Genomic DNA, 25208 nt, shown 5'->3' on the forward strand with positions numbered 1-25208 from the left:
ATCACCACACAATCAGCACAGCAAGGCCAAGAGACACGGAGAGGGCGAACAGGGAGAGATCCATCAGCATGGGGTGCCAAATCTCGCCAGAATACATCCAGTCGCGGAGCAGACGATGCGCGACAAGCCAGATCACAAAGCCCACCAGAACGGCTTTAAACAGGGGAGGAAAGTAGACTGATGCACCGAAGATCAGGTCCTGAAGGGGCAGCCCCTCTGAGCGATGAAAAAACGTCACGAGCAGAGATCCTTTGCAGTGAACAGAATGCCGGGATGGCTTGTCTTAATGAGATGGAACATCACTTTTCAGTGTAAGTCATACTTTTAAATTTGATGAATGTCGTAATGCATTTGTTTTGGCAATACAAATGCTGCACACTATTCTAAAATCAGTATAATAACTTAGCAAGCTAATTATAAGGAGATGAAATTGGAATCGCCATTAGGTTCTGATCTGGCAAGGTTGGTACGCGTCTGGCGTGCTCTGATTGACCATCGCCTGAAACCTCTGGAATTGACACAGACGCATTGGGTCACGCTGCACAACATTCATCAGCTGCCGCCCGACCAGTCACAAATTCAACTGGCAAAGGCGATTGGTATTGAGCAGCCGTCGCTGGTGCGTACGCTTGACCAACTGGAAGAGAAGGGGCTGATCTCCCGACAAACCTGTGCCAGCGACCGTCGCGCCAAGCGGATTAAACTCACTGAGAAAGCGGCTCCCATTATCACTGAAATGGAAGCGGTGATTACCAAAACGCGCGGTGAGATCCTGTCCGGGGTTTCCCCTGCGGAGCTTGAAATGCTCATTAGTCTGATTGGACGCCTTGAGCAGAACATTCACGACCTGCAGGCACGCGACGCCTGACTTTATCAGGCCTTGCATTCGCAAGGCCTTTTATCATCTGAAGACGATCACCCGGTTGCGACCCGTCTCTTTCGCCTTATACATCGCTTTATCAGCCTTTTCCACACACTCTTCAGCTGTCGTCTCCACGGACGTTGCCGTAAAGACGCCCATGCTGATGGTAATGGGCTCCGGGAGCTGTCCCCCGCTGCTGGTCTTATCAAAGCTGCTCAGCTTCAGGCGGATGCGTTCCGCCACCTGGTACGCGGCTTCTGAAGAGGTGTTGGTTAACATCAACACAAATTCCTCACCGCCAATACGTGCGGCAATATCCTGAGGCCGTACGGAATCCATCAGCAGATGCGCCACAAACTGCAATACTTTGTCGCCCTGCAGATGGCCGTAGCAGTCGTTGATGCGCTTGAAGCGGTCGAGATCGCTGACAATAACCGAAACCGGACGGCTGGCTTTACAGGCACTGAGTGCCTGGTTTAGCGAGTCGTAAAAATAGCTGCGATTGTAGAGGCGGGTCAGAGGATCGCGAATCGAGTTTTGATACGACTGTTGATATTTCAAATGTGAGTCGCGATAGAGTCTAAAGACATCATAAAGCAGAACAAAAATAATCAATAACGTCGCAACAGTTTCAAATAAGCGCGCTCGATACCATGAAATATCCTCGGCGTTTCCGCCTGCTAATAGCATCGCGAGCGTCACGATATAACAGACACATAAAAAATTACCGCCCACCCAGAAAATATTGCGTACGCGGGTAATAACCATTAGCGTTGCTAATGTCACCACCCAAAGAATAATCAAGACGATATTTATTGCATGGCTCCAGAGAACCATAAATTGATGGGTTTCATTATCCACCAGGTCTAACGACATTAATGATGAGTGGCTGGAGCTAAGCCAGGCCAATAGCACCATGCCCACCATAAACAGAAATGTACCGGCAACAATGGCGATATGCGCCGCACGTGAAAGCGGATTATCCCTGACGATATACAGCAGGGCCGACGCAATCATCAGTACCGCCATTAACAGATGGCGGTACATAAAGAAGATCATCGTATCGTTATAGTCCACGACGTTGAGCTGGTAGAGATCAAGCCAGGCCGGGAAACTGGTAAGCGTACCCACCATCAGCATGGCTGAACCGGCAAAGGCAAAAGCGATAGCAATCAGGTACAACCGTCTTCTGTCACACCAGTACTTCATGGCCATAAAGCAGGCAATAAACAGATGGAATACCAGTAAAAAAATGGTGAGTGTAGGGAATAAAAGCGGTGAGAAAGAGGGAACCCATTCGACCAGTTTTAAAAATAAAATTTGTAATATTCCTATGACGACAATGCACCCTAAACAGAATGGAATATAGGGCTTTTTCACGTACCGGGAGATCGCAAGCATAAGTATGTTTCAACGAAAATAATAAATAAAAAAGTTAATTGAGATTAGCCTAATGCAAAAGAGAGGGGAATACTTTGCGCAGGAACAAGATAAGGCGTGGTTAATTATTCATTGCCTGAATAAATTTTGTAAAACTATTTATTGTAATGATGCTATTTGTAAAAGGATGCGGCCTGGCAGCCACATCCTTTTTATGAATTAACGCGGAGAAACGGTAACCTGGCTACCGTTACTTGCCAGCACGACGCGCTGACCGGCAGAGAAGCGGGTGCTGCCCTGTTTCTGCACAACCATAATGGTGCTGCCGTCGTCTTTACGGATTTCCAGCTCTACGCCCTGGGTTTTATTCATCGCACCCTGAACGCCCTGACCTGCTACGCCACCCGCAACGGCACCTGCCGCAGTCGCCAGAGAACGGCCTGTACCACCGCCTACGGTGTTGCCCAGGAAGCCACCCAGAACCGCACCGCCGATGGCACCCATGACGTTGTTCTCGTCACCACCCTGAATCTGAACAGGACGTGCGTTAACAATCGTACCGTAAGTCACGTTCTGAACCTGTTTCGCTTCAGAAGCGCTATAAACGTCGCCAGAAAGTGAACTGTCATTCACACAGCCAGCCAGAGTTAAACCAATCAGCGAAACGCCCAGTACACGTAAAATCATTTGAATCTCCTGTTCACCAAAAACGCCCAATCCGGGCATCCGTTATGGCTAAATTATATGGCATAAAGGGCCATCGTTCATATCTTTGCACTAACAATCGGAAAATTGTACTTGAATTTGACTTAACGAGAGATAAACAAAATTTCGACGCGTTACCTCACTGAGAGTGTTAAAAAATATTATCGCCTGATGGCAAAGCGGGGCTGTTTATGGTTGAGTGGTTATCCTTAGCCCACGCAACGTAAGGAAAGCGCATGAAATCGGGTCGCTATATTGGTGTGATGTCTGGCACCAGTCTGGATGGGGTAGATGTCGTTCTGGCCGCCATAGACGAAAACATGGTGGCACAACAGGCAAGTCTGACCTGGCCTATCCCTGTTTCGCTGAAAGAGGAGATCCTGAGCATCTGCCAGGGGCAACAGCTGACGCTTTCGCAGCTTGGACAGCTTGATGTCAGGCTGGGGGCGTTGTTTGCCGATGCGGTGCTGGCGCTGATGCATAAAGAGAATCTCCGGCCGCAGGATGTGGTCGCGATTGGCTGTCACGGGCAGACCGTCTGGCACGAACCCACTGGCGATGCGCCGCATACCCTGCAAATTGGCGATAATAATCAGATTGTGGCAAAAACGGGCGTCACGGTCGTGGGTGATTTCCGGCGTCGCGACATCGCGCTGGGCGGGCAAGGTGCGCCGCTGGTGCCGGCCTTCCACCAGGCGTTGCTGGGGCACCCGTCAGAGCGCCGTATGGTGCTTAACATTGGCGGTATTGCCAACCTGTCGATGCTGATCCCGGGCCAGCCGGTACGGGGATATGATACCGGCCCGGGTAACATGCTGATGGATGCCTGGATCTGGCGTCAGTGCGGTAAACCGTATGATAAAGACGCGGAGTGGGCGAGCGAAGGCAAAGTCATTATCCCGCTGCTGCAGTCCATGCTTAGCGATCCCTGGTTTGCCCTGCCGGCACCAAAAAGCACGGGACGCGAGTATTTTAACTATGGCTGGCTTGAACGTCAGCTGGCTCGGTTCCCGGCGCTGGCACCGCAGGATGTTCAGGCGACGCTGGCCGAGCTCACGGCGGTCTCCATATCAGAACAGGTACTTTTGAGCGGTGGCTGCGAACGTCTGCTGGTCTGCGGGGGCGGAAGCCGCAACCCGCTGGTGATGGCGCGCCTTGCCGGGTTGTTGCCGGGCACCGAAGTGACAACCACCGATGAAGCCGGCATCAGCGGAGACGACATGGAAGCGCTGGCCTTCGCCTGGCTTGCCTGGCGCACCGTTGCCGGGCTGCCGGGGAATTTGCCCTCAGTCACCGGCGCACGCGAAGCCAGCGTTCTCGGTGCCATTTTCCCGGCCAATCCCCGCCATAATCAGAGTTAACTGAAATTCAGCGCAGCGCGTCGCCGGTAAAATAAAAGGGAACAGGAGGGCCCATTAGCCCTCCAGGACCAGGATAGTCTTCGGAATACGCTCATGAAAAAACTTCTTCTTATTGCTGTACCTGTCTTGCTGTCAGGCTGCAGCGTCTATAACCAGCTCGTTGAGCGCATGCAGACCGACACGCTGGAATATCGCTGTGATGAAAAGCCGCTGACCGTCAAGCTTAATAATCCCCGCCAGGAAGCCAGCTTTGTCTATGACAATAAATTGCTGACGCTCAAGCAGGGGATCTCCGCCTCCGGCGCGCGCTACAGCGACGGTATTTACGTCTTCTGGTCGAAAGGTGACAGCGCCACCGTCTACAAACGCGACCGCATCGTGCTGAACAATTGCCAGCTCGAAAATCCGAAGCGTTGAGATTTTCACAGGGGCGGCGCACAATAGCGCCACCCAATCTCAACGTCACCTAATGCCATGTCTGATAACGACGAACTGCAGCAAATTGCGCATCTGCGCCGTGAATACACCAAAGGCGGCCTGCGTCGCCAGGATCTTCCCGCTGAACCTCTGGTGCTTTTTGAACGCTGGCTGAAACAGGCCTGCGAAGCAAAACTGGCCGACCCAACGGCCATGGTGGTTGCCACGGTGGACGAAAATGGTCAACCGTATCAACGTATCGTGCTGCTTAAGCATTATGACGAGAAAGGGCTGGTGTTTTACACCAACCTGGGCAGCCGCAAAGCACACCATTTAGAGAACAATCCCCGAATCAGTCTCCTGTTCCCCTGGCATATGCTGGAACGCCAGGTCATGGTCACAGGCAAAGCGGAGCGCCTTTCCACACTGGAAGTGGTGAAGTACTTCCACAGCCGCCCGCGTGACAGCCAGATTGGCGCCTGGGTCTCAAAACAGTCCAGCCGAATTTCTGCCCGCGGCGTGCTGGAAAGCAAATTCCTTGAACTGAAGCAGAAATTCCAGCAGGGCGAAATTCCACTGCCCAGCTTCTGGGGCGGTTTCCGCATCCCGATCGAGCAGATTGAGTTCTGGCAGGGGGGCGAACATCGCCTGCACGACCGCTTTTTATACCAGCGCGACAACGGCGGCTGGAAAATCGACAGGCTTGCACCGTAATCCCCGAAATTTGTTGATTTAAGCGCTAGCGCACGCCGCGCTTGCGCTTTATTCTATGGTCCTTTCGCATCAGGCGAAAAGTCGTGTACCGGCAAAGGTGCAGTCGTTTATACATGGAGAATTTGATGGCAAGCAGTAACTTGATTAAACAATTGCAAGAGCGGGGCCTCGTGGCCCAGGTGACGGACGAGGAAGCGTTAGCAGAGCGACTGGCGCAAGGCCCGATCGCGCTCTATTGCGGCTTTGATCCCACCGCTGACAGCTTGCATTTGGGGCATCTTGTTCCATTGTTATGCCTGAAACGCTTCCAGATGGCAGGCCATAAGCCTGTGGCCCTGGTGGGCGGCGCGACCGGTCTGATCGGCGACCCAAGCTTTAAAGCCGCTGAGCGTAAACTGAACACCGAAGACACCGTGCAGGAGTGGGTGGATAAGATCCGCAAACAGGTTGCACCGTTCCTCGACTTCAACTGTGGTGATAACGCCGCGATTGCCGCCAATAACTACGACTGGTTTGGCAGCATGAACGTGCTGACCTTCCTGCGTGACATCGGCAAGCACTTCTCTGTTAACCAGATGATTAACAAAGAAGCGGTGAAACAGCGCCTGAACCGTGACGATCAAGGTATCTCCTTTACTGAATTCTCTTATAACCTGCTACAGGGCTACGACTTCGCCTGTCTGAACAAACTGCACGGCGTTTGCCTGCAGATTGGCGGTTCTGACCAGTGGGGTAACATTACTTCCGGTATCGATCTGACCCGTCGCCTGCATCAAAACCAGGTGTTTGGTCTGACCGTGCCGCTGATCACCAAAGCCGACGGGACTAAATTCGGTAAAACCGAAGGCGGTGCGGTATGGCTCGATCCGAAGAAAACCAGCCCGTACAAATTCTATCAATTCTGGATCAACACCGCGGATGCCGATGTTTACCGCTTCCTGAAGTTCTTCACCTTCATGGACATTGAAACCATCAACGCCCTGGAAGAAGAAGATAAAAACAGCGGTAAAGCACCACGCGCGCAGTATGTGCTGGCGGATGAAGTGACCAAACTGGTTCACGGTGAAGAAGGTCTGGCTGCGGCGAAACGCATTACCGCAAGCCTGTTCAACGGTACGCTGAGCGATTTGAGCGAAGCTGACTTCGAGCAGCTGGCGCAGGATGGCGTACCGATGGTGGAGATGGAGAAAGGGGCTGACCTGATGCAGGCGCTGGTGGACTCTGAGCTGCAGCCGTCTCGTGGGCAGGCGCGTAAAACCATTGCGTCTAACGCCATCACCATCAACGGTGAAAAACAGGCTGACCCGGAATACACCTTCGCCGACAGCGATCGCCTGTATGGCCGCTACACGCTGCTGCGTCGCGGTAAGAAAAATTACTGTCTGGTCTGCTGGAAATAAATAAAAATCTCCAGGGGCGTGGGAAACCACGCCCTTTTTGTTTTTTCAGGGTTTGGTAAGCATAAAATGAAGAACATCCTCGCCATTCAGTCCCACGTTGTTTTTGGACATGCTGGCAATAGCGCGGCGGAATTCCCGATGCGCCGCCTCGGGGCTAACGTCTGGCCCCTCAATACCGTACAGTTCTCAAACCATACACAATACGGCAAATGGACCGGCTGCGTGATGCCGCCTTCGCATCTCACGGAGATCGTGCAGGGCATTGCCGATATCGACCAGCTCAAACGCTGTGACGCGGTTCTGAGTGGTTACCTGGGCTCCGCAGAGCAGGGGGAGCATATCCTCGGCATCGTTCGCCAGGCTAAAGCAGCCAATCCCGCAGCAAAATACTTCTGCGATCCGGTGATGGGGCATCCGGAAAAAGGCTGCATTGTGGCGCCTGGCGTGGCTGAATTCCATGTTCGCCATGCGTTACCTGCCAGCGATATCATCGCGCCCAACCTGATTGAGCTGGAGATCCTTTGCGAGCATCCGGTTAACAGCGTAGCAGAGGCGGTAAGCGCGTCTCGTGAACTGATAGCCCAGGGGCCTGAGATTGTGCTGGTGAAACATCTCGCCCGTGCAGGGCTGAGCAGAGACCGCTTTGAGATGCTGCTGGTGACCAAAGACGAAGCCTGGCACATCAGCCGTCCGCTGGTAGATTTTGGCCTGCGTCAGCCAGTGGGCGTGGGAGATGTGACCAGCGGATTGTTGCTGGTGAAACTGCTACAGGGGGCGACGCGGCGCGAAGCGCTTGAGCATGTGACTGCAGCGGTGTACGAAATTATGATTGCGACGAAAGAGATGCAGGAATACGAACTGCAGGTGATCGCGGCACAGGATCGTATTGCGCAGCCGGAGCACTATTTCAGCGCAACACAGCTCTAAACTATGCCGGGTGGCGCTGCGCTTACCCGGCCTACAAATCCCGTAGGCCCGTGCAAGCGAAGCGCCGCCGGGCAATAACGACCCGGTTAATTCAATCCTTCCGCTTTCAGCGCCGCGGCCACCGCAGGGCGCTCCACCATACGCGCCATATATGCTGCGATATGGTCTAACCCGTCCAGATTCAGCTTAACCGCACGCGCCCAGCGCAACACGGTAAAGAGATACGCATCGGCGATGGTGAAGCGTGCCCCGCAGATATACTGATCGTCCTTCAATGACTCATTGACGTACTGCAGCTTTTTCTCCAGCAGGGCGCGAACGGTCGGTTTGTACTCTTCCGGTGTATCCGGGCGGAACAGTGGCGTAAATCCTTTATGCAGTTCGGTTGCAATATAGTTCAGCCACTCGAGCGTTTTATAGCGTGAAACCGTACTTACCGGGGCCAGCAGCTGGCGATCGGGCACGCTGTCTGCCAGGTACTGCATAATGGCGACGCCTTCTGTCAGCAGGGTACCGTCATCCAGAAGCAGGGCCGGAACTTGTCCCTTCGGGTTAATCGCAAAAAAATCGTCGCCGTTTTCCAGGCGCTTTTTCATCAGGTCAACGCCGTCCAGCGTGAAATCTTTGCCGCTCTCGCGCAGGGTTATATGGGAAGCAAGAGAGCACGCGCCCGGTTTGTAGAACAGTTTCATCGGTAACTCCTTTTTGCTGAGGTTTCAGCTATGTTAGTGCGCAAGCAAACAAAAAAAAAGCCGCTAATAAATTAGCGGCTCATCGTTTCTCAATAACGTTACGCGGTAGCGGTTTCGGTCGCTTTCGTCGCTTTGTCGTCGTCCTGAGTCATACGGTTCAGCTTCGGTGCCGTCAGCAGCATCAGCGCCGCGATAACCGCCGTTGCGATACCAATCTGCAGGAAGACGGTACCGTATACATTCAGGGAGACCAGCGGGTCAGTCACGTTCTCAGGCACCGCCATCAGGTTTGCGATTTTACCTGCGATGATGGCTGCACCGGCAGTGGTCAGGAACCAGCTACCCATGATGAAGCCCATCAGACGCTGTGGCACCAGCTGTGCAACCATCGCCAGACCCAGACCGGAGATCATCAGTTCACCGATAGACTGCAGGGCATAGCTCAGGATCAGCCAGTTAACGGAGACGATACCGGCGTCAGTCGCAAATTTGGTACCCAGTGGCAGCACCAGGAACGCACCAGAGCACAGCACCATACCGATGGCGAACTTGTGCGGCATTGGCAGACGGTCACCCATCTTGTTATAGATAGCCGCCAGAATTGGGCTACCAATCATGATCCAGAACGGGTTCAGCGCCTGATACTGCTCCGGCTCGAACGCGATACCCAGGATGGAGTGCTCAACGTTGCGAATAGCGAAGAAGTTCAGCGAGGTTGGCATCTGGCTGTAGAGCACGAAGAAGATAATCGCTTCCAGCATCAGAATGAAAGCCACAATCATCTTGCGACGGGCCGCACCCTGCATCGCGAAGGCTTCTTTCGCGAAGATGATGACGATACCCAGTGCCACCACGCCCAGAACGGCACGTGCAACACCCTGGTTATGCAGCAACCAGGTGGCGATGGCCGCGAGGATAACAACACCCACGATGGTGGCCAGCAGTTTGCCCATATGCACCGGTTCGAAATCAGGTTTTGAACCGTAGTCCTTAACCCAGCTACGGCAGAACAGGAAGTTCACAACGGTAATCAGCATACCGACAAAGCTCAGCGCAAACGCCACGCTCCAGCCGAATTTTGCGGCGAGCCATGGGGTTGCCAGCATGGAGAAGAATGAACCAATGTTGATGGACATGTAGTACATGGTGAATGCACCGTCCAGACGTGGGTCATCTTTGCTGTAGCAGGTAGAGAGCAGGGATGACGGGTTCGCTTTGAACAATCCGTTACCAACGGCGATGGTTGCCATACCCATATAGACTACGGCTGCGTCATGACCAGACCAGGCAACCAGACCATAGCCGATTGCCAGAACAATGGCGCCCAGCATAATGACACGCTTCGTACCCAGAACTTTATCACCAAGCCAGCCGCCAATCGCGACCAGACCGTAAACGAGGGCACTGAATGAAGAGAACAGCGTGATGGAATCGGCTTCGGACATACCCAGCTGTTTTACCAGGTAAACCGCCATGATCCCTTGCAGGCCGTAATAACCAAAACGCTCCCATAACTCGATAGAGAAGATGAGATAGAACGCTTTTGGCTGTTTAAAAGCGTTCAAACTCACGCTTTCATCTGTTGGTTTATTGTTTGCAGTTGACACATATACCTCTTTTTTTACATCCCATATTAACGGGGGTGTTCATAGCGTGATGGTCGGAGTCCATCCGCTTTATAGTTATATTGGGAGGAGAAACGGCGGGTAATGTTCACTATCCTGACCCGTCTGGCAATACGTTTGTAATAATCTGTTACATATAACTGAGCCGCTATAATCCTCGGTTTCTGCAAATGTTATTCAGCGTTAAATTTCACACAATGGATTTTGTTGGTTTTTTTGACTGCGAAAAACCGGCGGAGAGGGTTGTGTGGCGATATGTTCTGCTATTTGCCGTTAAATGCAGTCATATAGCCCATATTCTGAAAAATGAGTGGTCTTATCTGCGGCCATTGAAGGATTACATCTTGTCTGGCAAAGGGTTTAGGTGGGATCTGACAACAAAAAATCAACATGAAGTTATCAGAGTGATCGCGATCACAAATGTATAGAAATTTTCGGTAGTGAAAAAACTATTAACCTGTTTGAGCGTTAAATGACCGAACAATTGACAGGGCATAAGAGAACATAAGCGGACAACTTGCGGCCTAAAGGAAGGTTTTTAGTTAAGCCTTCCTTTAGTAAGGTCTTGATGATGCGAAAGTAAAAAGGAATAACGCCGCTCAGGGATACACTTTTTCTTTATATTCGCAGAGATCTTCAATGATACATGAGCCGCAGCGAGGCTTTCTGGCAATGCAGGTATAACGGCCATGCAGGATAAGCCAGTGATGACAGTCGACTTTGAATTCAGCGGGAACCACTTTTAACAGTTTCTCCTCCACCTGTTCGACATTTTTACCCGGAGCGAAGTTGGTTCGGTTAGCGACACGGAAAATATGGGTATCAACCGCGATGGTCGGCCAGCCAAACGCGGTGTTAAGTACCACATTCGCCGTTTTACGTCCCACACCCGGCAACGCTTCCAGCGCCTCGCGATCTTCCGGCACTTCACCACCATGACGCTCCAGCAAAATGCGGCAGGTCTTAATGACGTTCTCCGCTTTGCTGTTAAACAGCCCGATGGTTTTGATATAAGACTTCACCCCTTCCACGCCCAACTCCAGCATGGCTTTCGGGGTATTGGCCACCGGATAGAGCAGGGCGGTGGCCTTATTCACGCTCACGTCAGTGGCCTGAGCCGAAAGCAGCACTGCGATCAGCAGCTCAAACGGCGAAGTGAAATTCAGCTCAGTCGTCGGGTGCGGGTTTGCGTCCCGAAGACGGGTGAGGATTGCAATGCGCTTTTCTTTGTTCATGAGGCTTTCCCGGGTATCCCTTCCTGCACGCTGCGCTCAGCCGCGCGGCGCTTACGTTTTTCATCAATCAGGTATTTTATCGCCAGCATCATGCCAAGGCCAATAAACGCACCCGGTGGCAGCATAGCCAGCAGGAACGGCGTATCAGTATGAAACACCTCGATGCGTAAAACTTTAGCCCAGCTTCCCAGCAGCGCGTCTGCGCCGTCGAAGAGGGTACCGTTGCCAAGAATTTCACGCAGTGAGCCCAGAACGAACATCGCGCAGGTGGCCCCCATTCCGATGGAGAAACCATCCAGGGCCGACATCGCCGGGGTGTTCTTCACGGCAAAGGCTTCTGCACGCCCCACCACGATACAGTTGGTAACGATCAGCGGGATAAAAATCCCCAGGGACTGATACAGACCGAACGCGTAGGCGTTAATCAGCATCTGAACGACGCTCACCACTGACGCAATGATCATGACGTAAATCGGAATACGGATTTCCGACGGCGTCCAGCGGCGCAGGGTGGAAATGGAGAGGTTGGTCAGGGTAAGCACCAGCGTGGTGGCAAGCCCCAGCCCCAATGCGTTGGTAGCGGTGGATGTCACCGCCAGCAGCGGGCACAATCCCAGCAGCTGTACCAGCGCGGAGTTGTTCTTCCACAACCCCTGGACAATGACCTCTTTAACCTGGCTCATGCTCACTCCTCACAGGCCGGAAGATTGTTAATCTGCGCAGGCAGCGTTTCTGCATACAACCCGGCACGTTTTACGGCATTCACGACGGCACGCGGCGTAATGGTGGCCCCGGTGAACTGGTCAAACTCGCCGCCATCTTTCTTGACGGCAAATGCCGTGTCCGCTTCGCCGTGGATCACCTTACCGGCAAAATGCAAAATCCAGTCGCTCAGGCGTGTCTCAATTTTATCCCCAAGGCCCGGCGTTTCGTGGTGTTGAGTCACGCGGGTACCCAACACGGTACCGGAAAAATCGGTACCCACAAGTAGCTGAATGGCACCGGAATACCCGTCTGGTGCCGTGGCCTCCATCACCACGCCCACCGCGTTATCGCCTCTACGGGCGATATAGAGACGATGCGGGCCTTTACCTAACTGCGGCGCCTGTACCACGAAACAGCTTTTCTGCAGGTCATTATCGTAGAAATCAGACGGCATCACCTGATCGAACAGCGCGCGTTGCTGCTTTGCGGCCTGTTCATCAATGGTCGTTTTGGTCAGTTCGTTCACCAGTGCCGTCATCCCGGTGAGGACAGCAGCGAAAATGGCCAGCGTGACGCCATGTTTTTGCATTGTTTTCAGCATCGCGAAACCCTTACCGATGGCCGTACACGCGCGGGCGCGTGTAGTAGTCAATGAGCGGAACGGTGATGTTGGCAAGCAGGACGGCGAACGCTACGCCATCCGGGTATCCGCCGAAACTGCGGATCAGCCACACCAGCAGACCGGCCAGCGCACCGAAGATCAGACGACCGCGATTGGTGGTCGAGGCGGTTACCGGATCGGTCAGAATAAAGAACGCGCCCAGCATGGTGGCACCTGAGAGCAGATGCATCTGCGGGCTCGCCAGGGATTCAGGAGAGAAGAACCAGCCCAGCGTGGAGCAGACCGCGAGCGTGACCAGGAAGCTCACCGGAATATGCCAGCGGATCGCTTTCTGCTGCAGCAGAAACAGGCCGCCCAACAGATATGCCAGGTTAACCCACTGCCAGCCTGCACCGGCCAGCACGCCGCTGTAGATAGCTGATTGCATGATCTGCTCAACGCTGTGCCCGGCACGCAGGGACGTTTTAAACGTATCGAGCGGTGTGGCCTGGCTGACACCATCCACGCCCATACGCAACGCATTCATATCGGCACCGGACGCCGTATGGCCGGTAAAGATCACCTGAAGGGCATCCATAAAACCCGGCACCGTGGCGGCGATATCGTTCGGCGGCAGCCAACTGGTCATTTGTACCGGGAAGGAGATAAGCAGTACGACGTAGCCGACCATCGCCGGGTTAAAGGGATTGTGGCCCAGCCCACCGTACAGCTGTTTGGCAATAATCACCGCAAACACCGTACCGAGCACGATCATCCACCACGGCGCAAACGGCGGAATACTGATGGCCAGCAGCAGGCCCGTCAGCAGAGCGGAGTTATCGCTGAGAATACGGGAGATGTTCATCTTACGCAGCTTCAGCACCAGCGCTTCGGCTGCTACGGCGCTGGCACAGCCCAGTGCTAACTGGAACAGGGTTCCCCAGCCGAAAAACCAGAACTGAACGGCAATACCCGGCAGTGCAGCCAGGCAGACCAGCATCATAATGCGCGACGTCTGGCGCTGGTTATGGGTGTAAGGGGAACTTGCGATTCTGAAAACCATTTAATCCTCGTTAACTGCTTGCTGTGCGGCTTTCTTCGCCTGAACGCGTGCAATCGCGGCGGCGACGGCGGCTTTGCGTGGATCGTCGTTCGCGGCAGGCTGTTGTACTTCCTGCTGAGCCGCTTTCCGCGCTTTGGCGCGGGCGATGGCCGCTTCGACAGCGGCTTTGCGCGGGTCGACTGGTGCCTCTTCTGCAGCTGGTTGTGGTTGCTGCGCCGCTTTCCGTGCTTTGGCGCGGGCGATGGCCGCTTCGACAGCCGCTTTGCGCGGATCGACCGGCGCCTCTTCTGTGGCTGGTTGCGGTTGCTGCGCCGCTTTACGCGCTTTAGCGCGGGCTATCGCGGCTTCAACGGCGGCTTTGCGCGGGTCTGTGGCCTCTTGCTCAACGACTACCTGCTGCTCTCCCGCTTTCCGTGCTTTGGCGCGGGCGATGGCCGCTTCAACGGCCGCTTTACGCGGATCGACACGGGTTTCTTCCGGTTGCCCTGTTTGCGCTTTTTCCGCCTGACGCGCGCGCGCCGCGGCCTTACGCGCTTCACGTGCGGCAATGGCTTCGCTGTTATCTGGCTTCTCACCGGCGGAGATCACCACAGGTTGCGCTGCGGTCGCTTTTTTCTCGCGCACGCGAGCCAGCGCCGCGTTAATGGCATCCTGATCTTTCTCGCCTGGCTGAACGGCAGCCTGCTTATGACGCTCCTGACGGGCCAGTTTTTCACGCTCCAGACGAGCCAGGCGGGCTTCAAAGCGGGCTTTCGCTTCGGCAGCGCGTTTTTCTTCCATCGAGATGGCATAAATCTCGGCCTTCTCCTGACGGAAGTACTGCACCAGCGGAATGTTGCTAGGGCAGACCCAGGCGCACGCGCCGCATTCGATGCAGTCAGCCAGATTATGCGCTTGCGCTTTATCGTGCAGCTGACCTTTGCTGTACCAGTACAACTGCTGTGGAAGCAGATCGGCCGGGCAGGCATCGGCACAGGCGCTGCAGCGGATGCAGCCTTTCTCTTCCTGCTCTTCACCCATTTCGGTGGGGGAGGGGGCGAGCAGGCAGTTAGTGATTTTTACGACCGGAACGTCCAGCCACGGCAGGGTAAAGCCCATCAATGGACCGCCCATGATCACCATCTGATCGCTGCCGGGACAGAATCCGGCCTGCTCCAGAAGATGACGAACCGGCGTGCCCAGACGCGCCCAGACGTTCCCCGGACGAGACACTGATTCGCCCGTCAGCGTCACCACGCGTTCGGTCAGGGGTTCACCGTCAATCACCGCGCGTTTCACGGCGTAGGCGGTACCCACGTTTTGCATCAGCACGCCAATATCCGACGAGCGGCCGCCGTGGGGAACCTGCTTTCCGGTGAGTATTTGCGTCAGCTGTTTTGCACCGCCTGACGGGTACTTGGTCGGAATGACGCGCAGGCTGATATCGTGGCTACCGGCGAGCACCGCGCGCAGCATGGAAATGGCCTGCGGTTTGTTATCCTCAATGCCAATCAGCACTTCACGAGGCTGCAGCACATGGGCGAGGATACGGATCCCCTCCACGACCTGCGCGGCGCAGTCCTGCATCAGGCGGTCATCGGCGGTGATATAGGGTTCGCATTCAGCGGCGTTGATAATCAGGGTCTGAATTTTATCGCCGCCACCGCGCAGTTTGACGCCGGTCGGGAACCCTGCGCCACCCAGCCCGGCAACGCCGAACTGATGAATACGGTCGATAAGCGCTTCCCGGCTGCGGGCGCGGTAGTCGCTCCAGCCATCACGTTCTATCCAGCGGTCTTCGCCGTCGGCTTCAATAATGACGCTCAGTTCGGAGAGGGCTGACGGATGTGCAACGGTGTGAGGGGTAATCGCCACCACTTTACCGGATGTCGGGGCGTGGATCGGCAGCATACGCCCACGACCAAAGGTCAATGGCTGGCCGCGAAGGACGGTATCGCCTTCTTTAACGCACAACTCACCCTCATCGCCAATGTGCTGCTTCAGCGGCATGACGAAACGGGTCGCCAGCGGAATTTGACGCAGCGGCGTGCCGCTGGACTGGGTTTTCATCTCTGGCGGATGGATCCCGCCGTCAAAGTCCCAAATCTTCTCTTTTCTGAAAGCAGAAAATAACTTAAGCATGTTGTTCCACAGGAATATTGCGAACCGGAATGGTTTGAAGATCCCACTTCCAGCTTTCGGTAGTCGTTTCAACCGGGCGCAACTCAATACATTGCGTCGGGCAGGGGGCCACGCAGAGGTTACAGCCGGTGCACAGATCCGCCACAACGGTGTGCATGGCGCGGGTGGCGCCAACAATGGCGTCGACAGGGCATGCCTGAATACACTTGGTGCAGCCAATGCAGTTCGCTTCGTCAATCACCGCGAGGGCGCGCACGGGCTCCTGCACCTGTGCATCGCCGTCAATGGGTTGCGGGTCGACGTTTAGCAGCGCTGCAATTTTCAGCATTACCGCTTCGCCACCTGGCGCACAGCGGTTGATTTTCTCACCCTGAATACCCACGGCTTCTGCATAGGGACGACAGCCAGGATAGCCGCACTGCCCACACTGGCTTTGCGGCAAAAGCTCATCGATTTTTTCAACAACAGGATCGTCCTCCACCGCGAATCGGCGGGAGGCGTAACCCAGAATCAGGCCAAACACCAACCCCAGCACGCTGATGGAGGCGATGGCAATCCAGATGGTATTCATTACAACTTCACCAGACCACTAAAGCCCATAAAGGCCAGAGACATTAAACCTGCGGTCACCAGCGCAATCGCGTTTCCGCGAAAGGGCGCAGGGATATCCGCTGCGGCGAGGCGCTCACGAATAGAGGCAAACAGCACCATCACCAGCGAGAAACCGACGGCGGCAGAAAAACCGTACAGCGCCGACTGCATGAAATTATGCCCGAGATTAATGTTCAACAGCGCTACGCCAAGAACGGCACAGTTGGTGGTGATCAACGGCAGAAAGATACCCAGCAGACGATAGAGCGCCGGACTGGTTTTACGCACCACCATTTCGGTAAATTGCACCACCACGGCAATGACCAGAATGAAGGCCAGCGTACGGAGATAGACTAAACCCAGCGGGATGAGGATCCAGGTATCAATCAACCAGGCGCAGATGGACGCCATCGTCATCACGAAGGTGGTTGCCAGCCCCATGCCCATTGCCGTTTCCAGCTTTTTGGACACGCCCATAAACGGACACAGGCCAAGGAACTTCACCAGAACGAAGTTGTTAACCAGCACTGTGCCGACAAAGAGCAGTAAGTAATCGGTCATTATTCAGCCTGAAATAAAAAAGCCGCCTATTATCGGATAAACCACAACAGGCGACAACAGGTTATCTGTAAGGTTATTACGGATTCACGAAGGTGTTCTTCACCCGCGTCGAACGCTTGAAATAGGGCACCAGAAGCGCCGCCGCCAGTAACGGGAAAAGCAGCTGACGAACGGCCAGCGCGTCCGAAACCGGTGAAAAAGCAAAGGCTTTCACCGCCAGCAGTACGGAAACGAGCAGCCAGATGATGTAGTGCTTAGGCACATTTTTGCGGCGTTTAAAGAACGCAATGGTTAGCCACAGCGTGTAGTACCACATGCCAATGGCGAAGACGAACGACACGAACCACAGCGTAATATTCGGCACACTTTGCGACATCAGGGTCTGGATTGCATGAGGGGTAACCAGCGCGGTGGTATAAAGCAGCAGCGCAAGTGATGCGCTTAATAAGGCAACCAGCAGCCATGCCAGTGGGGCGATTAACCAGCCTCCAATTCTTTCTCCAGGCGTTGCGGTCATGAACTCTCCCATAAATCTGCGCGAAATGTTGTACAGCCAGTTTGCAGGGCGGAGAGTATATAACATTTCGCGCGGATGGCTACTTTCTTATAAAACGTAACGCCATACGGACTTAGGCACTTCGCCGACGTTAAACAAACGGCCACCGGAGACCAGCTCCGCACGGCGATGATCCGCTGCACGATACATATTGATGATGTCCTGATTATCCGACAGCGTGTAGTTCAGGTGGTCAAACAGTTTTTCCAGGCTCTCAAGGGAATTGATCTTGCGAAATTTTAATAAATAGTCCTGAACTGTCATATTAATAAGTTTCCATATAAAAGTGAGTCATACCCGTTAAGGTAATTCGTTTGAATAATAAACGGATTAATAAAGACGTAAACTGCCCACTCAGGTAACGCGACTAAATTAGGAGTTTTCTTTGCGAAAGATTCAGGCATCTGATGATGCCTGGAAGAGAAGGTTAACCGTGTTCACCAGGAGTGGCAATAAGTAACTGACATATTATGTCACTCTTTATTACCGTAACCGGTTACTTAGGTTGGGCGACAGTGACAGGCTCCGGCGGTTGGTAGTTATCGATGTGGCTGGCAACGCCAAGCAAAATGACCGATACCCCAAGAACAATCCATCCCGCTAATTCAATGATTCGATTAATAATTGACGTCATAATTCGTGTTTGTAATTTATCCATAAATACCGGTTGCAAATGTTACAGCGCCAGGGGGGAGACAGCAAGTGCTTTGGGAACGGTTCCCTTAAGCACAATCAGCGGGTTAACCCCATATAACAAAAACAAGCGGAGCAGGATGCTATTTTAAGTCATATGGCACATGCTTAATCTGTCATGAGGCCAGGTTAGCCAGTGTGAAATAAGAACATCACAGGAGAGGGCAACACTATGAGTGATAGCATCCGTGTCGGGCTTATTGGTTACGGGTATGCGAGCAAAACATTCCATGCGCCGTTAATTGCCGGTACGCCGGGAATGGCGCTGGCGGCGATGTCGAGCAGCGATGCCACCAAGGTGCATGCCGACTGGCCCACCGTTCCGGTTGTCTCTGAGCCTAAGCACCTTTTCAATGATCCGAATATCGATTTAATTGTGATCCCCACGCCGAATGATACCCATTTCCCGCTGGCGAAAGCGGCGCTGGAAGCCGGTAAGCATGTCGTCGTCGATAAACCCTTTACCGTGACGTTGTCTCAGGCACGCGAGCTGGACGCGCTGGCGAAAAGCCTTGGCAGACTGCTGTCGGTGTTTCATAACCGCCGCTGGGACAGCGATTTTCTCACGGTAAAAGCGCTGCTCAGCGAGGGAACGCTCGGGGAGATAACCTTCTTTGAATCGCACTTTGACCGCTTTCGGCCGCAGGTGCGAAACCGCTGGCGTGAGCAAGCCGGGCCAGGCAGCGGCATCTGGTACGATTTAGCCCCACACCTGCTCGACCAGGCCGTGAATCTGTTTGGTCTGCCGGTGAGTATGACGGTTGATCTGGCCCAGCTCAGACCCGGCGCGCAAACGACCGATTATTTTCATGCCATCCTGAGCTACCCGCAACGGCGGATAGTGCTGCACGGAACGATGGTTGCGGCTGCGGAATCTGCGCGTTATATCATTCACGGCACGCGGGGGAGCTATGTGAAGTTTGGTCTGGATCCGCAGGAAGACCGGCTGAAAAACGGCGAGCGTTTGCCTCAGGAAGACTGGGGATATGATATGCGAGACGGGGTAGTGACCAAAGTGGAGGGGGAGACGCTGGTGGAAGAAACCTTGCTGACGAGCCCGGGGAACTACCCGGCATATTATGCGGCCGTGCGTGATGCGCTGAACGGCACGGGGGAAAACCCGGTACCAGCCAGCCAGGCGATTCAGATCATGGAGTTGATTGAACTGGGCATTGAATCTGCCAAACATCGCGCCACGCTCTGTCTGGCATAAGTTTTGTTGGCCGGGTAGGGCGTAGCCGCCACCCGGCAAAGGGGTTACGCGTTTGCCACCTTATCCCGAAGCGCCTGCTTCTCTTCCGGCGTGAGGAAGGCCATCTCCAGCCCATTAATCTGCGCCTGGCGGATCTGTTCGCGGCTCAGGCCCGCCTGCGGTGCGGCGACAGTGTACTCGTGGATAATGTCCACGCCCTGTACCGCCGGGTCATCGGTATTCAGCGAGGCCAGCACGCCGTGCTCAAGGAAGGTTTTCAGCGGGTGCTTATCCAGCGCGGGCACGGTGCTGGTCTGCATATTGGAGGTCAGGCAGGATTCAATCCCGATACGTTGCTCGGCCAGGAAGTCCATCAGGGCGCGATCTTCCACCGCTTTTACACCGTGACCGATACGCTCGGCACCCAGTTCACGGATGGCCTGCCAGATGCTCTCCGGCCCCGCCGCTTCACCGGCGTGAACGGTTACATGCCAGCCGGCATCACGTGCGCGGTTGAAATGTGACAGGAACAGGCTGCCCGGGAAGCCCAGTTCATCCCCGGCCAGGTCGACTGCGGTGATCGCGTCACGATGCGCCAGCAGCGCTTCCAGTTCCTGCAGACAGGCCGCTTCGCCGAAGGTACGGCTCATGATGCCAATCAAACGGGCCTGCACATCGAAGGCTTTGCACCCTTCACGGACACCTTCAATAACGGCTTCAACCACGCCTGCAACGGGCAGGCTGTGGGTCATCGCCATATAGCCTGGCGAAAAGCGCAGTTCGACATAGTGCAGGCCGTTACGGGCGGCATCTTCGATGTTCTCAAAAGCGACACGGCGACAGGCATCCAGTGAGGCCAGCATCTTTACGCCCCAGTCGAGTTTGCTCAAAAAACTGACCAGATCCGGTTCATTAGAGGTGACCTGAACGTGCGGGATCAGGGTTTCAAGCGATTGAGCAGGGAGCGTTAAATTGTACTGGCGGCCAAGATCGAGGATGGTTTGGGCACGAATGTTACCGTCAAGGTGACGATGAATATCTGTTAAAGGCAGGCGTGTATCAATCATGGTCGCACTCTTTTCTGGTTAAAGTGCGCCACATTATAAAAACAAAACGAGGTAAAAAGCTATTTGCGCAAGGGAATATTCCGTTGCGCAAACAAACTACAGGAGCGTGTTGATACCCGCAATCAGCCGCTGCACCCCTTGTTTCAGCTTGCTGCGCGGGCAGCCGGCATTCAGGCGGATAAAACCGATGCCTTCGTTTCCGTAGGTATATCCCGGCATGATGGCGACTTTTTGCTGCTCAATCAGTACGTTTTGCAGGGCGCGATCGTCAATATTTAACGGGCGCAGGTCAATCCAGGCGAGATAGGTCGCCTCGGGTGGCGTCCAGTTTAGTACCGGAAAAGCGCTGTTCATTTCACGTGCGATAAATTTCAGGTTCTCTTCCAGATAGTCGCGCAGCGCGGCAAGCCACGGCTCACCCTGCTGATAGGCGGCAATATGCGCCGTCAGTGCCAGCACGGAGGGAGAGGAGAGGCCGTCACGGCCTTTTAGCGCGCTCAGATACGCATTACGGCTCTCCTCATCGCCTATTAACCCATATGCGCCGGTCAGTGCCGGGATATTAAAGCTCTTGGAGCCTGAGGTCAGCAGTGCCCATTTACCGCGCGCGACCCTGTTCCATGGCGTGTGGCGATGTTCTCCCCATACCATGTCCATATGAATTTCATCGCTTATCACCGCCACGTCATAGCGCGCGCACAGTTCAGCCATCTGCGCCAGCTCCTCCTGCGTCCAGACCTTGCCGGTCGGGTTTTGCGGGCTGCACAGCAGCAATATTTTGTTTTCCGGTTTCGCCAGGGCGGCCTCAAGCGCGGCCATATTTCCCTGCCAGCCCGTCGCCTGTTTCTCCATCGCCACTGGCACCACGCGGCGCGCATTGCCTTCAATGGCTTTATAAAACGCGTCATAAGCCGGGGTATGCACCACCACACCATCTCCCGGCATCGACCACAGGCGAATCAGCTCAGAGACCATATAGATCACGGAAGGGCCATAAACAACGGTTTCAGTATCAATCCGGCTGTTAAAACGTTGCTGGAACCAGTGCGCCACCGCGGCCAGGAATTCTTCGTTTTTCCAGCGGCTGTAGCCAAACACGCGGTGATCAATACGTTGATGTAGCGCATCGATAATGCAGGGGGCGGTGGCGAAATCCATATCAGAGATCGTAAAGGGCAGCAGGTCGGCGGCACCAAAACGGTCGGCAACATAATCCCACTGTGTACACCAGGTGCCGTGGCGATCGACAACGGTCGAGAAATCAAACATGACGTATGTCCTTAAAGTAAAACCCCCTCAGCGTGAGGGGGTGAGGCATCAGGCTTCGACTGTGCGCATCAGGGTGGCCAGCTCATCTTTGACCGACTGCACCTGCGGGCCGATAACCACCTGCAAATTGTGTTGATTCAACTGTACCACGCCGATTGCCCGGTTGGCTTTCAGGGCATTGGTATCCACTTTCGACATATCCGCCACCGACAGACGCAGACGGGTAATGCAGTTATCCAGAGAGGTAATGTTATCCGCACCGCCCAGCGCCGCCAGAATTGCCGGCGTGTTATAACCCGATTTACCCACTGTACCGGCAACGGCCTGTTCCACGCTGGTGGCGGTTTCGGCATCGCGGCCTGGCGTTTTCAGGTTAAAGCGGGTGATGGCGAAGCGGAAGATACCGTAGTACACCACGAACCAGATCGCCGCCACGACCGGCACCAGATACCACTTGGTGGACAAACCATGCAGGATGCCGAACACCACGAAATCAATTACGTTGCCGTCGGTGTTACCGATGGTGACGCCCAGCACCGCCATCACGGTAAAGCCCAGACCGGTCAGCACCGCGTGGATGAGATACAGCACCGGCGCGACAAACAGGAACAGGAATTCGATAGGCTCAGTCGTACCGCCTACAACGCACGCGATTACCCCGGAAATCAACAGCCCTTTAATTTTGTGACGATTTTCAGGTCGGGCGCAGTGGTACATCGCCAGCGCCGCGCCTGGCAGACCGCCGAGGAAGGCCGGCATTTTACCCTGTGACAGGAAGCGGGTCGCACTCTCAGAGAAGCCATGAGTGGTTGGGCAGCTCAGCTGCGCCTGGAAGATGGTCAGCGCACCGCTTACATCATGACCGCACACTTCCATGGTACCGCCTGCTTCGGTGAAGCGAATCAGCGCCACCAGAATATGTTGCAGGCCAAACGGCAGCAGCAGACGTTCGCCGGTACCGAAGATCATCGGGCCGAAATCGCCCGCGCCGTTAATGATACGGCCAATACCGTTGATACCGAGCGCAAAGACCGGCCAGATCAGCGGGATGACCAGACCAAACAGCCCCATGACCACGAGAGTAATAATTGGCACGAAGCGGGTGCCGCCGAAGAAAGCCAGGGCATCGGGGAGGCGGATATTGTGGAAGCGCTCATGCAGCATCCAGATAATGACCCCCGCGATCACCGCGCCGAGGATCCCAGTGTCGATGGACTGAATACCAATCACGCTCTGAATGTTGTTGGCTTTCAGCACCGCAGCATCGGTAGTGGGCAGGATGCCTTTGGCGGTCAGCCAGAAGTTCACCGCAAGGTTCATCACCGCGTAGCCCACAAAACCGGCGAACGCCGCCACGCCTTTATTCTCACGCGCCAGGCCCAGCGGGATGGCGATACAGAACATCACGGGCAGGAAACTGAAGGCAAAGGAGCCGACCTTACTCATCCAGATGAATCATGATTGAAGTGATATTAATATGTTAAATCAGATAGTTAAGGTTATGCGGTTTTTCTATGGGGCATCGGTGGGGCATTTTGAGTAAATGATGCGTTCAAAATGCCCACCTGGTCATGGTTATTCTCGGTCATCCATTTACCGTAAACCGTGAATAGCATTTGCGCTGACGAATGGCCCATCTGGTGCGCAACGAAATTTGGGTTCGCTCCGGCGACCAGTGCCCAGCACGCATATGTGTTCCTGGTTTCATAAGACCGTCTTTGTCGGACGCCTGCACGACGCAGGGCAGTGCGCCAGGCTGAATTAATGGATCCGGGGACGTAGCACATCGTCTTCTTACCGTTCATTGAAGTAATGGACGGCGAGAATATAAAGGTGCATTCATCGGTTCTCTTTTTTTTGTATTCCCGTAGGCTGACGCTTACCTTGTGGGATGCCATCATTCTGGTCAGTGGCATTTGCGCCTTGAGTGCATCAATTGCTGGCTGGGTCAGCTGTATTGTTCGAATCCCGGCGTTGGTTTTTGGCAGGGTGAAGTTTCCCTTCAGGGAATAGTTCCGTGACACTGTAACAGTCCAGTTGACAGTATCCACATCCTCCCAGGATAACGCGCTTAGTTCGCCATGCCTGACGCCTGTATTTACCGCAAAGATAACCATATTCTGAAACTGTAGCGTTGGGCAGGCCGCAACCACTCTCTGATACTCATCAGAAGTAAGAGGATCTGGAATGGGTCTTTCTTTTGCTAGAGGGGTAATACCTGCCATCAGATCGGTTTTCAGGTAGCCACTTTTGAAAGCAAAGCTCAGCATCCCGCCAAGGCATGCCATATAGCTATTGACTGTAGGAACGCTTCTTCCCTTTTTGGGTGGATGATTTAGGCCATGTCTGGTCTTCTGCCAGCCGTTCAGTAGCTCCTTCCTGGCACTAAGGATATCTTCAGTGTTCAGGCTGCCGATGTACCTGTGCTCACCAATAGTTTCGATGGTTGTTGTGAGGTGGCAATCGTAACGCCGCAAAGTCCCGAGGCTAAGCTCCATCTCCTTAAGCCCAAGCCATTTCGATTTCAGTTCAAGTAGTGAGATTTGCTTTCTGACAGTGCTGAATTTCTCTGCGTTCGATGAATCAGGGAATTGCGAGGCATAATTGAATGTGCCTGTCTTTATCGCAAAGCAGACTGAAGCCCGAAGTTCGCCTGCCATTTTCCTGTTTTTTGGCGTGTCAGGAACGCCGAGATTTTCCCTGACACGCTTCCCCTGATATATGAACCATATGCGTAACGATTCGCCATGAACCTCTACGCCTGTTGGGTATGCTGCCATAATCATTCCTCGTTTGATGTGCCAAAGGACATTTAAGCAGATATTCTCCGGCGTTTCGCTGGGCTTTGGTGCTCGATCCAGTGGTTTATCTCATCGCGGTTATACATGATTGGGCTGTTTTGCTTAGGTGCCATATCAGGGGCAACATGGCGATAATGCTTTCCCTCCATCCAGGTAGACCGGCGGGCATGCTGAATCATGTGCTTTGACATGCCGGTTGTCGCAGTTAAAAGTTCCTCTGTGACCCATTTATTCGGTACCAACTGAATAATGTCGCTCATGGTTTTCTCCAGGCAAAAAGAAGCCGCCCGTAGGCGGCAATAACATCAAGGGATGTGAGGCGGTGCTTTAGCACCCAATAGCCAGCTCATAACTGGCTATCAGTTGCGTCAGTCTGTGAAATAGCAGAAGCCATAACTGCGCGTTCGCACAGCAATCCACCCAGGGGCTTGTTTTCCTGTTCTTGCTGCTACATGCCACGAAACGTACTGCATTTGCTGCGTATTGCTGCGCCAGTGGTTCATGCCAAGCAGACGGCGCGCTGCCGCGTTACTCTTCATAATCTCTCCTCATGCCGCACGCTGGGCGCGCAGCTTCTTCAGGTGTTCTGCTGTTTCGATTTCTTCGGCGATCCGCTCAGCCTGTGCTTTGGTCAGCGGCTCGAATTCATGCTGAAAGCGGCCCATGCTGG

Annotated in this window: 27 protein-coding genes and 1 pseudogene; 8 read left to right on the forward strand and 20 right to left on the reverse strand. The window is 54.2% G+C overall.

The window, feature by feature from the left end; genetic code table 11:
- Position 1: 1 nt before the first annotated feature.
- Complete coding sequence (locus APU11_RS17910) at positions 2–238, reverse strand: DUF1656 domain-containing protein (RefSeq protein ID WP_013096914.1); 237 nt, start codon at positions 236–238, stop codon at positions 2–4.
- A gap of 186 nt (positions 239–424) precedes the next feature.
- Here APU11_RS17910 and slyA point away from each other — a divergent pair, with 186 nt between their 5' ends.
- Positions 425–868 (forward strand): transcriptional regulator SlyA, encoded by a 444-nt coding sequence (slyA, locus tag APU11_RS17915; protein WP_020688303.1) that lies wholly within the window; start codon positions 425–427, stop codon positions 866–868.
- A 33-nt stretch (positions 869–901) separates the two neighbouring features.
- Here the strand turns inward: slyA and APU11_RS17920 are convergent, their stop codons facing one another.
- Both APU11_RS17920 and slyB read right to left on the reverse strand, forming a co-directional pair.
- Complete coding sequence (locus APU11_RS17920) at positions 902–2263, reverse strand: GGDEF domain-containing protein (protein ID WP_058651525.1); 1362 nt, start codon at positions 2261–2263, stop codon at positions 902–904.
- A 198-nt stretch (positions 2264–2461) separates the two neighbouring features.
- On the reverse strand, positions 2462–2929 hold the full coding sequence (gene slyB, locus APU11_RS17925) for an outer membrane lipoprotein SlyB (protein ID WP_013096912.1): 468 nt from the start codon (positions 2927–2929) through the stop codon (positions 2462–2464).
- A gap of 254 nt (positions 2930–3183) precedes the next feature.
- Between slyB and anmK the strand changes: the two genes are divergently transcribed.
- The 5 genes from anmK to pdxY all read left to right on the forward strand — a co-directional run bounded on the left by anmK (position 3184) and on the right by pdxY (position 7766).
- Positions 3184–4308 (forward strand): anhydro-N-acetylmuramic acid kinase, encoded by a 1125-nt coding sequence (gene anmK / locus APU11_RS17930; RefSeq protein ID WP_029882777.1) that lies wholly within the window; start codon positions 3184–3186, stop codon positions 4306–4308.
- A gap of 93 nt (positions 4309–4401) precedes the next feature.
- Complete coding sequence (gene mliC / locus APU11_RS17935) at positions 4402–4725, forward strand: C-type lysozyme inhibitor (RefSeq protein WP_013096910.1); 324 nt, start codon at positions 4402–4404, stop codon at positions 4723–4725.
- A 57-nt stretch (positions 4726–4782) separates the two neighbouring features.
- On the forward strand, positions 4783–5439 hold the full coding sequence (pdxH, locus tag APU11_RS17940; protein WP_013096909.1) for a pyridoxamine 5'-phosphate oxidase: 657 nt from the start codon (positions 4783–4785) through the stop codon (positions 5437–5439).
- A 125-nt stretch (positions 5440–5564) separates the two neighbouring features.
- Positions 5565–6839 carry a tyrosine--tRNA ligase gene (gene tyrS, locus APU11_RS17945; protein ID WP_014831636.1) on the forward strand — a complete coding sequence of 425 codons (1275 nt, stop codon included), beginning with the start codon at positions 5565–5567 and terminating at the stop codon, positions 6837–6839.
- 66 nt (positions 6840–6905) lie between these two features.
- The gene (gene pdxY, locus APU11_RS17950) at positions 6906–7766 is read left to right on the forward strand and encodes a pyridoxal kinase PdxY (RefSeq protein ID WP_058651559.1); all 861 of its coding nucleotides are present in this window, start codon (positions 6906–6908) and stop codon (positions 7764–7766) included.
- Positions 7767–7852: 86 nt separating this feature from the next.
- Here pdxY and gstA read toward each other — a convergent pair whose 3' ends face one another.
- The 12 genes from gstA to blr form a co-directional block, all read right to left on the reverse strand.
- Positions 7853–8458 carry a glutathione transferase GstA gene (gene gstA / locus APU11_RS17955; RefSeq protein WP_058651526.1) on the reverse strand — a complete coding sequence of 202 codons (606 nt, stop codon included), beginning with the start codon at positions 8456–8458 and terminating at the stop codon, positions 7853–7855.
- Between the two features lie 98 nt (positions 8459–8556).
- Positions 8557–10065 (reverse strand): dipeptide/tripeptide permease DtpA, encoded by a 1509-nt coding sequence (dtpA, locus tag APU11_RS17960; protein ID WP_013096905.1) that lies wholly within the window; start codon positions 10063–10065, stop codon positions 8557–8559.
- A gap of 617 nt (positions 10066–10682) precedes the next feature.
- Positions 10683–11318, reverse strand: coding sequence for an endonuclease III (nth, locus tag APU11_RS17965; RefSeq protein ID WP_020688297.1), 636 nt, complete (start codon positions 11316–11318; stop codon positions 10683–10685).
- A complete protein-coding gene (locus tag APU11_RS17970) occupies positions 11315–12001 on the reverse strand; it encodes an electron transport complex subunit E (protein WP_023622212.1) in 687 nt (228 codons plus the stop codon). Before APU11_RS17970 ends, nth begins: the two co-directional genes overlap by 4 nt.
- Before the next feature lie 2 nt (positions 12002–12003).
- The gene (gene rsxG / locus APU11_RS17975) at positions 12004–12624 is read right to left on the reverse strand and encodes an electron transport complex subunit RsxG (RefSeq protein ID WP_040023044.1); all 621 of its coding nucleotides are present in this window, start codon (positions 12622–12624) and stop codon (positions 12004–12006) included.
- A gap of 10 nt (positions 12625–12634) precedes the next feature.
- Positions 12635–13687 (reverse strand): electron transport complex subunit RsxD, encoded by a 1053-nt coding sequence (gene rsxD / locus APU11_RS17980; RefSeq protein WP_058651527.1) that lies wholly within the window; start codon positions 13685–13687, stop codon positions 12635–12637.
- The gene (gene rsxC, locus APU11_RS17985; protein ID WP_058651528.1) at positions 13688–15808 is read right to left on the reverse strand and encodes an electron transport complex subunit RsxC; all 2121 of its coding nucleotides are present in this window, start codon (positions 15806–15808) and stop codon (positions 13688–13690) included.
- On the reverse strand, positions 15801–16379 hold the full coding sequence (rsxB, locus tag APU11_RS17990) for an electron transport complex subunit RsxB (protein WP_013096899.1): 579 nt from the start codon (positions 16377–16379) through the stop codon (positions 15801–15803). Before rsxB ends, rsxC begins: the two co-directional genes overlap by 8 nt.
- Complete coding sequence (rsxA, locus tag APU11_RS17995) at positions 16379–16960, reverse strand: electron transport complex subunit RsxA (RefSeq protein WP_013096898.1); 582 nt, start codon at positions 16958–16960, stop codon at positions 16379–16381. Before rsxA ends, rsxB begins: the two co-directional genes overlap by 1 nt.
- 76 nt (positions 16961–17036) lie before the next feature.
- Complete coding sequence (locus tag APU11_RS18000; RefSeq protein ID WP_060578684.1) at positions 17037–17477, reverse strand: DUF2569 domain-containing protein; 441 nt, start codon at positions 17475–17477, stop codon at positions 17037–17039.
- A gap of 87 nt (positions 17478–17564) precedes the next feature.
- Positions 17565–17780: a transcription modulator YdgT gene (gene ydgT / locus APU11_RS18005; protein WP_013096896.1), complete on the reverse strand. Its 216-nt coding sequence runs from the start codon at positions 17778–17780 to the stop codon at positions 17565–17567.
- Between the two features lie 232 nt (positions 17781–18012).
- Positions 18013–18138: a division septum protein Blr gene (gene blr, locus APU11_RS18010; RefSeq protein WP_168112406.1), complete on the reverse strand. Its 126-nt coding sequence runs from the start codon at positions 18136–18138 to the stop codon at positions 18013–18015.
- 243 nt (positions 18139–18381) lie between these two features.
- Between blr and APU11_RS18015 the strand changes: the two genes are divergently transcribed.
- Positions 18382–19422, forward strand: a complete 1041-nt coding sequence (locus tag APU11_RS18015; protein ID WP_029882780.1) for an oxidoreductase — start codon at positions 18382–18384, stop codon at positions 19420–19422.
- Positions 19423–19466: 44 nt separating this feature from the next.
- Here the strand turns inward: APU11_RS18015 and add are convergent, their stop codons facing one another.
- The 5 genes and pseudogenes from add to APU11_RS18040 form a co-directional block, all read right to left on the reverse strand.
- Positions 19467–20468, reverse strand: coding sequence for an adenosine deaminase (gene add, locus APU11_RS18020; RefSeq protein WP_038980397.1), 1002 nt, complete (start codon positions 20466–20468; stop codon positions 19467–19469).
- A 96-nt stretch (positions 20469–20564) separates the two neighbouring features.
- The gene (locus tag APU11_RS18025) at positions 20565–21737 is read right to left on the reverse strand and encodes a MalY/PatB family protein (RefSeq protein WP_038980399.1); all 1173 of its coding nucleotides are present in this window, start codon (positions 21735–21737) and stop codon (positions 20565–20567) included.
- Between the two features lie 48 nt (positions 21738–21785).
- Positions 21786–23204, reverse strand: a pseudogene (gene malX, locus APU11_RS18030) (maltose/glucose-specific PTS transporter subunit IIBC); the annotation flags it as partial.
- Positions 23205–23236: 32 nt separating this feature from the next.
- Entirely contained in the window at positions 23237–24517 is a 1281-nt protein-coding gene (locus APU11_RS18035; RefSeq protein WP_023332828.1) for a site-specific integrase, read from the reverse strand.
- A gap of 32 nt (positions 24518–24549) precedes the next feature.
- A complete protein-coding gene (locus tag APU11_RS18040; protein WP_022650951.1) occupies positions 24550–24798 on the reverse strand; it encodes an excisionase family protein in 249 nt (82 codons plus the stop codon).
- 192 nt (positions 24799–24990) lie between these two features.
- Here APU11_RS18040 and APU11_RS28965 point away from each other — a divergent pair.
- Positions 24991–25208: hypothetical protein (locus APU11_RS28965; RefSeq protein WP_157849611.1), on the forward strand; the 218-nt coding region annotated here is incomplete at its 3' end.

Source organism: Enterobacter sp. 50793107, assembly GCF_001463365.1.
Classification (GTDB): domain Bacteria; phylum Pseudomonadota; class Gammaproteobacteria; order Enterobacterales; family Enterobacteriaceae; genus Enterobacter; species Enterobacter cloacae.

Excerpts from the sequence above, each read along its gene's own strand:
- anmK (WP_029882777.1), top strand. The coding sequence starts at position 3,184 with ATGAAATCGGGTCGCTATATTGGTGTGATGTCTGGCACCAGTCTGGAT.
- mliC (WP_013096910.1), top strand. The coding sequence starts at position 4,402 with ATGAAAAAACTTCTTCTTATTGCTGTACCTGTCTTGCTGTCAGGCTGC.
- APU11_RS17920 (WP_058651525.1), bottom strand. The coding sequence starts at position 2,263 with ATGCTTGCGATCTCCCGGTACGTGAAAAAGCCCTATATTCCATTCTGT.
- rsxA (WP_013096898.1), bottom strand. The coding sequence starts at position 16,960 with ATGACCGATTACTTACTGCTCTTTGTCGGCACAGTGCTGGTTAACAAC.
- APU11_RS18000 (WP_060578684.1), bottom strand. The coding sequence starts at position 17,477 with ATGACCGCAACGCCTGGAGAAAGAATTGGAGGCTGGTTAATCGCCCCA.
- APU11_RS17970 (WP_023622212.1), bottom strand. The coding sequence starts at position 12,001 with ATGAGCCAGGTTAAAGAGGTCATTGTCCAGGGGTTGTGGAAGAACAAC.
- APU11_RS18035 (WP_023332828.1), bottom strand. The coding sequence starts at position 24,517 with ATGGCAGCATACCCAACAGGCGTAGAGGTTCATGGCGAATCGTTACGC.
- tyrS (WP_014831636.1), top strand. The coding sequence starts at position 5,565 with ATGGCAAGCAGTAACTTGATTAAACAATTGCAAGAGCGGGGCCTCGTG.
- slyA (WP_020688303.1), top strand. The coding sequence starts at position 425 with ATGAAATTGGAATCGCCATTAGGTTCTGATCTGGCAAGGTTGGTACGC.
- rsxB (WP_013096899.1), bottom strand. The coding sequence starts at position 16,379 with ATGAATACCATCTGGATTGCCATCGCCTCCATCAGCGTGCTGGGGTTG.
- gstA (WP_058651526.1), bottom strand. The coding sequence starts at position 8,458 with ATGAAACTGTTCTACAAACCGGGCGCGTGCTCTCTTGCTTCCCATATA.
- APU11_RS18040 (WP_022650951.1), bottom strand. The coding sequence starts at position 24,798 with ATGAGCGACATTATTCAGTTGGTACCGAATAAATGGGTCACAGAGGAA.
- rsxG (WP_040023044.1), bottom strand. The coding sequence starts at position 12,624 with ATGCTGAAAACAATGCAAAAACATGGCGTCACGCTGGCCATTTTCGCT.
- pdxY (WP_058651559.1), top strand. The coding sequence starts at position 6,906 with ATGAAGAACATCCTCGCCATTCAGTCCCACGTTGTTTTTGGACATGCT.
- rsxD (WP_058651527.1), bottom strand. The coding sequence starts at position 13,687 with ATGGTTTTCAGAATCGCAAGTTCCCCTTACACCCATAACCAGCGCCAG.
- slyB (WP_013096912.1), bottom strand. The coding sequence starts at position 2,929 with ATGATTTTACGTGTACTGGGCGTTTCGCTGATTGGTTTAACTCTGGCT.
- nth (WP_020688297.1), bottom strand. The coding sequence starts at position 11,318 with ATGAACAAAGAAAAGCGCATTGCAATCCTCACCCGTCTTCGGGACGCA.
- rsxC (WP_058651528.1), bottom strand. The coding sequence starts at position 15,808 with ATGCTTAAGTTATTTTCTGCTTTCAGAAAAGAGAAGATTTGGGACTTT.
- APU11_RS18015 (WP_029882780.1), top strand. The coding sequence starts at position 18,382 with ATGAGTGATAGCATCCGTGTCGGGCTTATTGGTTACGGGTATGCGAGC.
- ydgT (WP_013096896.1), bottom strand. The coding sequence starts at position 17,780 with ATGACAGTTCAGGACTATTTATTAAAATTTCGCAAGATCAATTCCCTT.
- APU11_RS18025 (WP_038980399.1), bottom strand. The coding sequence starts at position 21,737 with ATGTTTGATTTCTCGACCGTTGTCGATCGCCACGGCACCTGGTGTACA.
- pdxH (WP_013096909.1), top strand. The coding sequence starts at position 4,783 with ATGTCTGATAACGACGAACTGCAGCAAATTGCGCATCTGCGCCGTGAA.
- add (WP_038980397.1), bottom strand. The coding sequence starts at position 20,468 with ATGATTGATACACGCCTGCCTTTAACAGATATTCATCGTCACCTTGAC.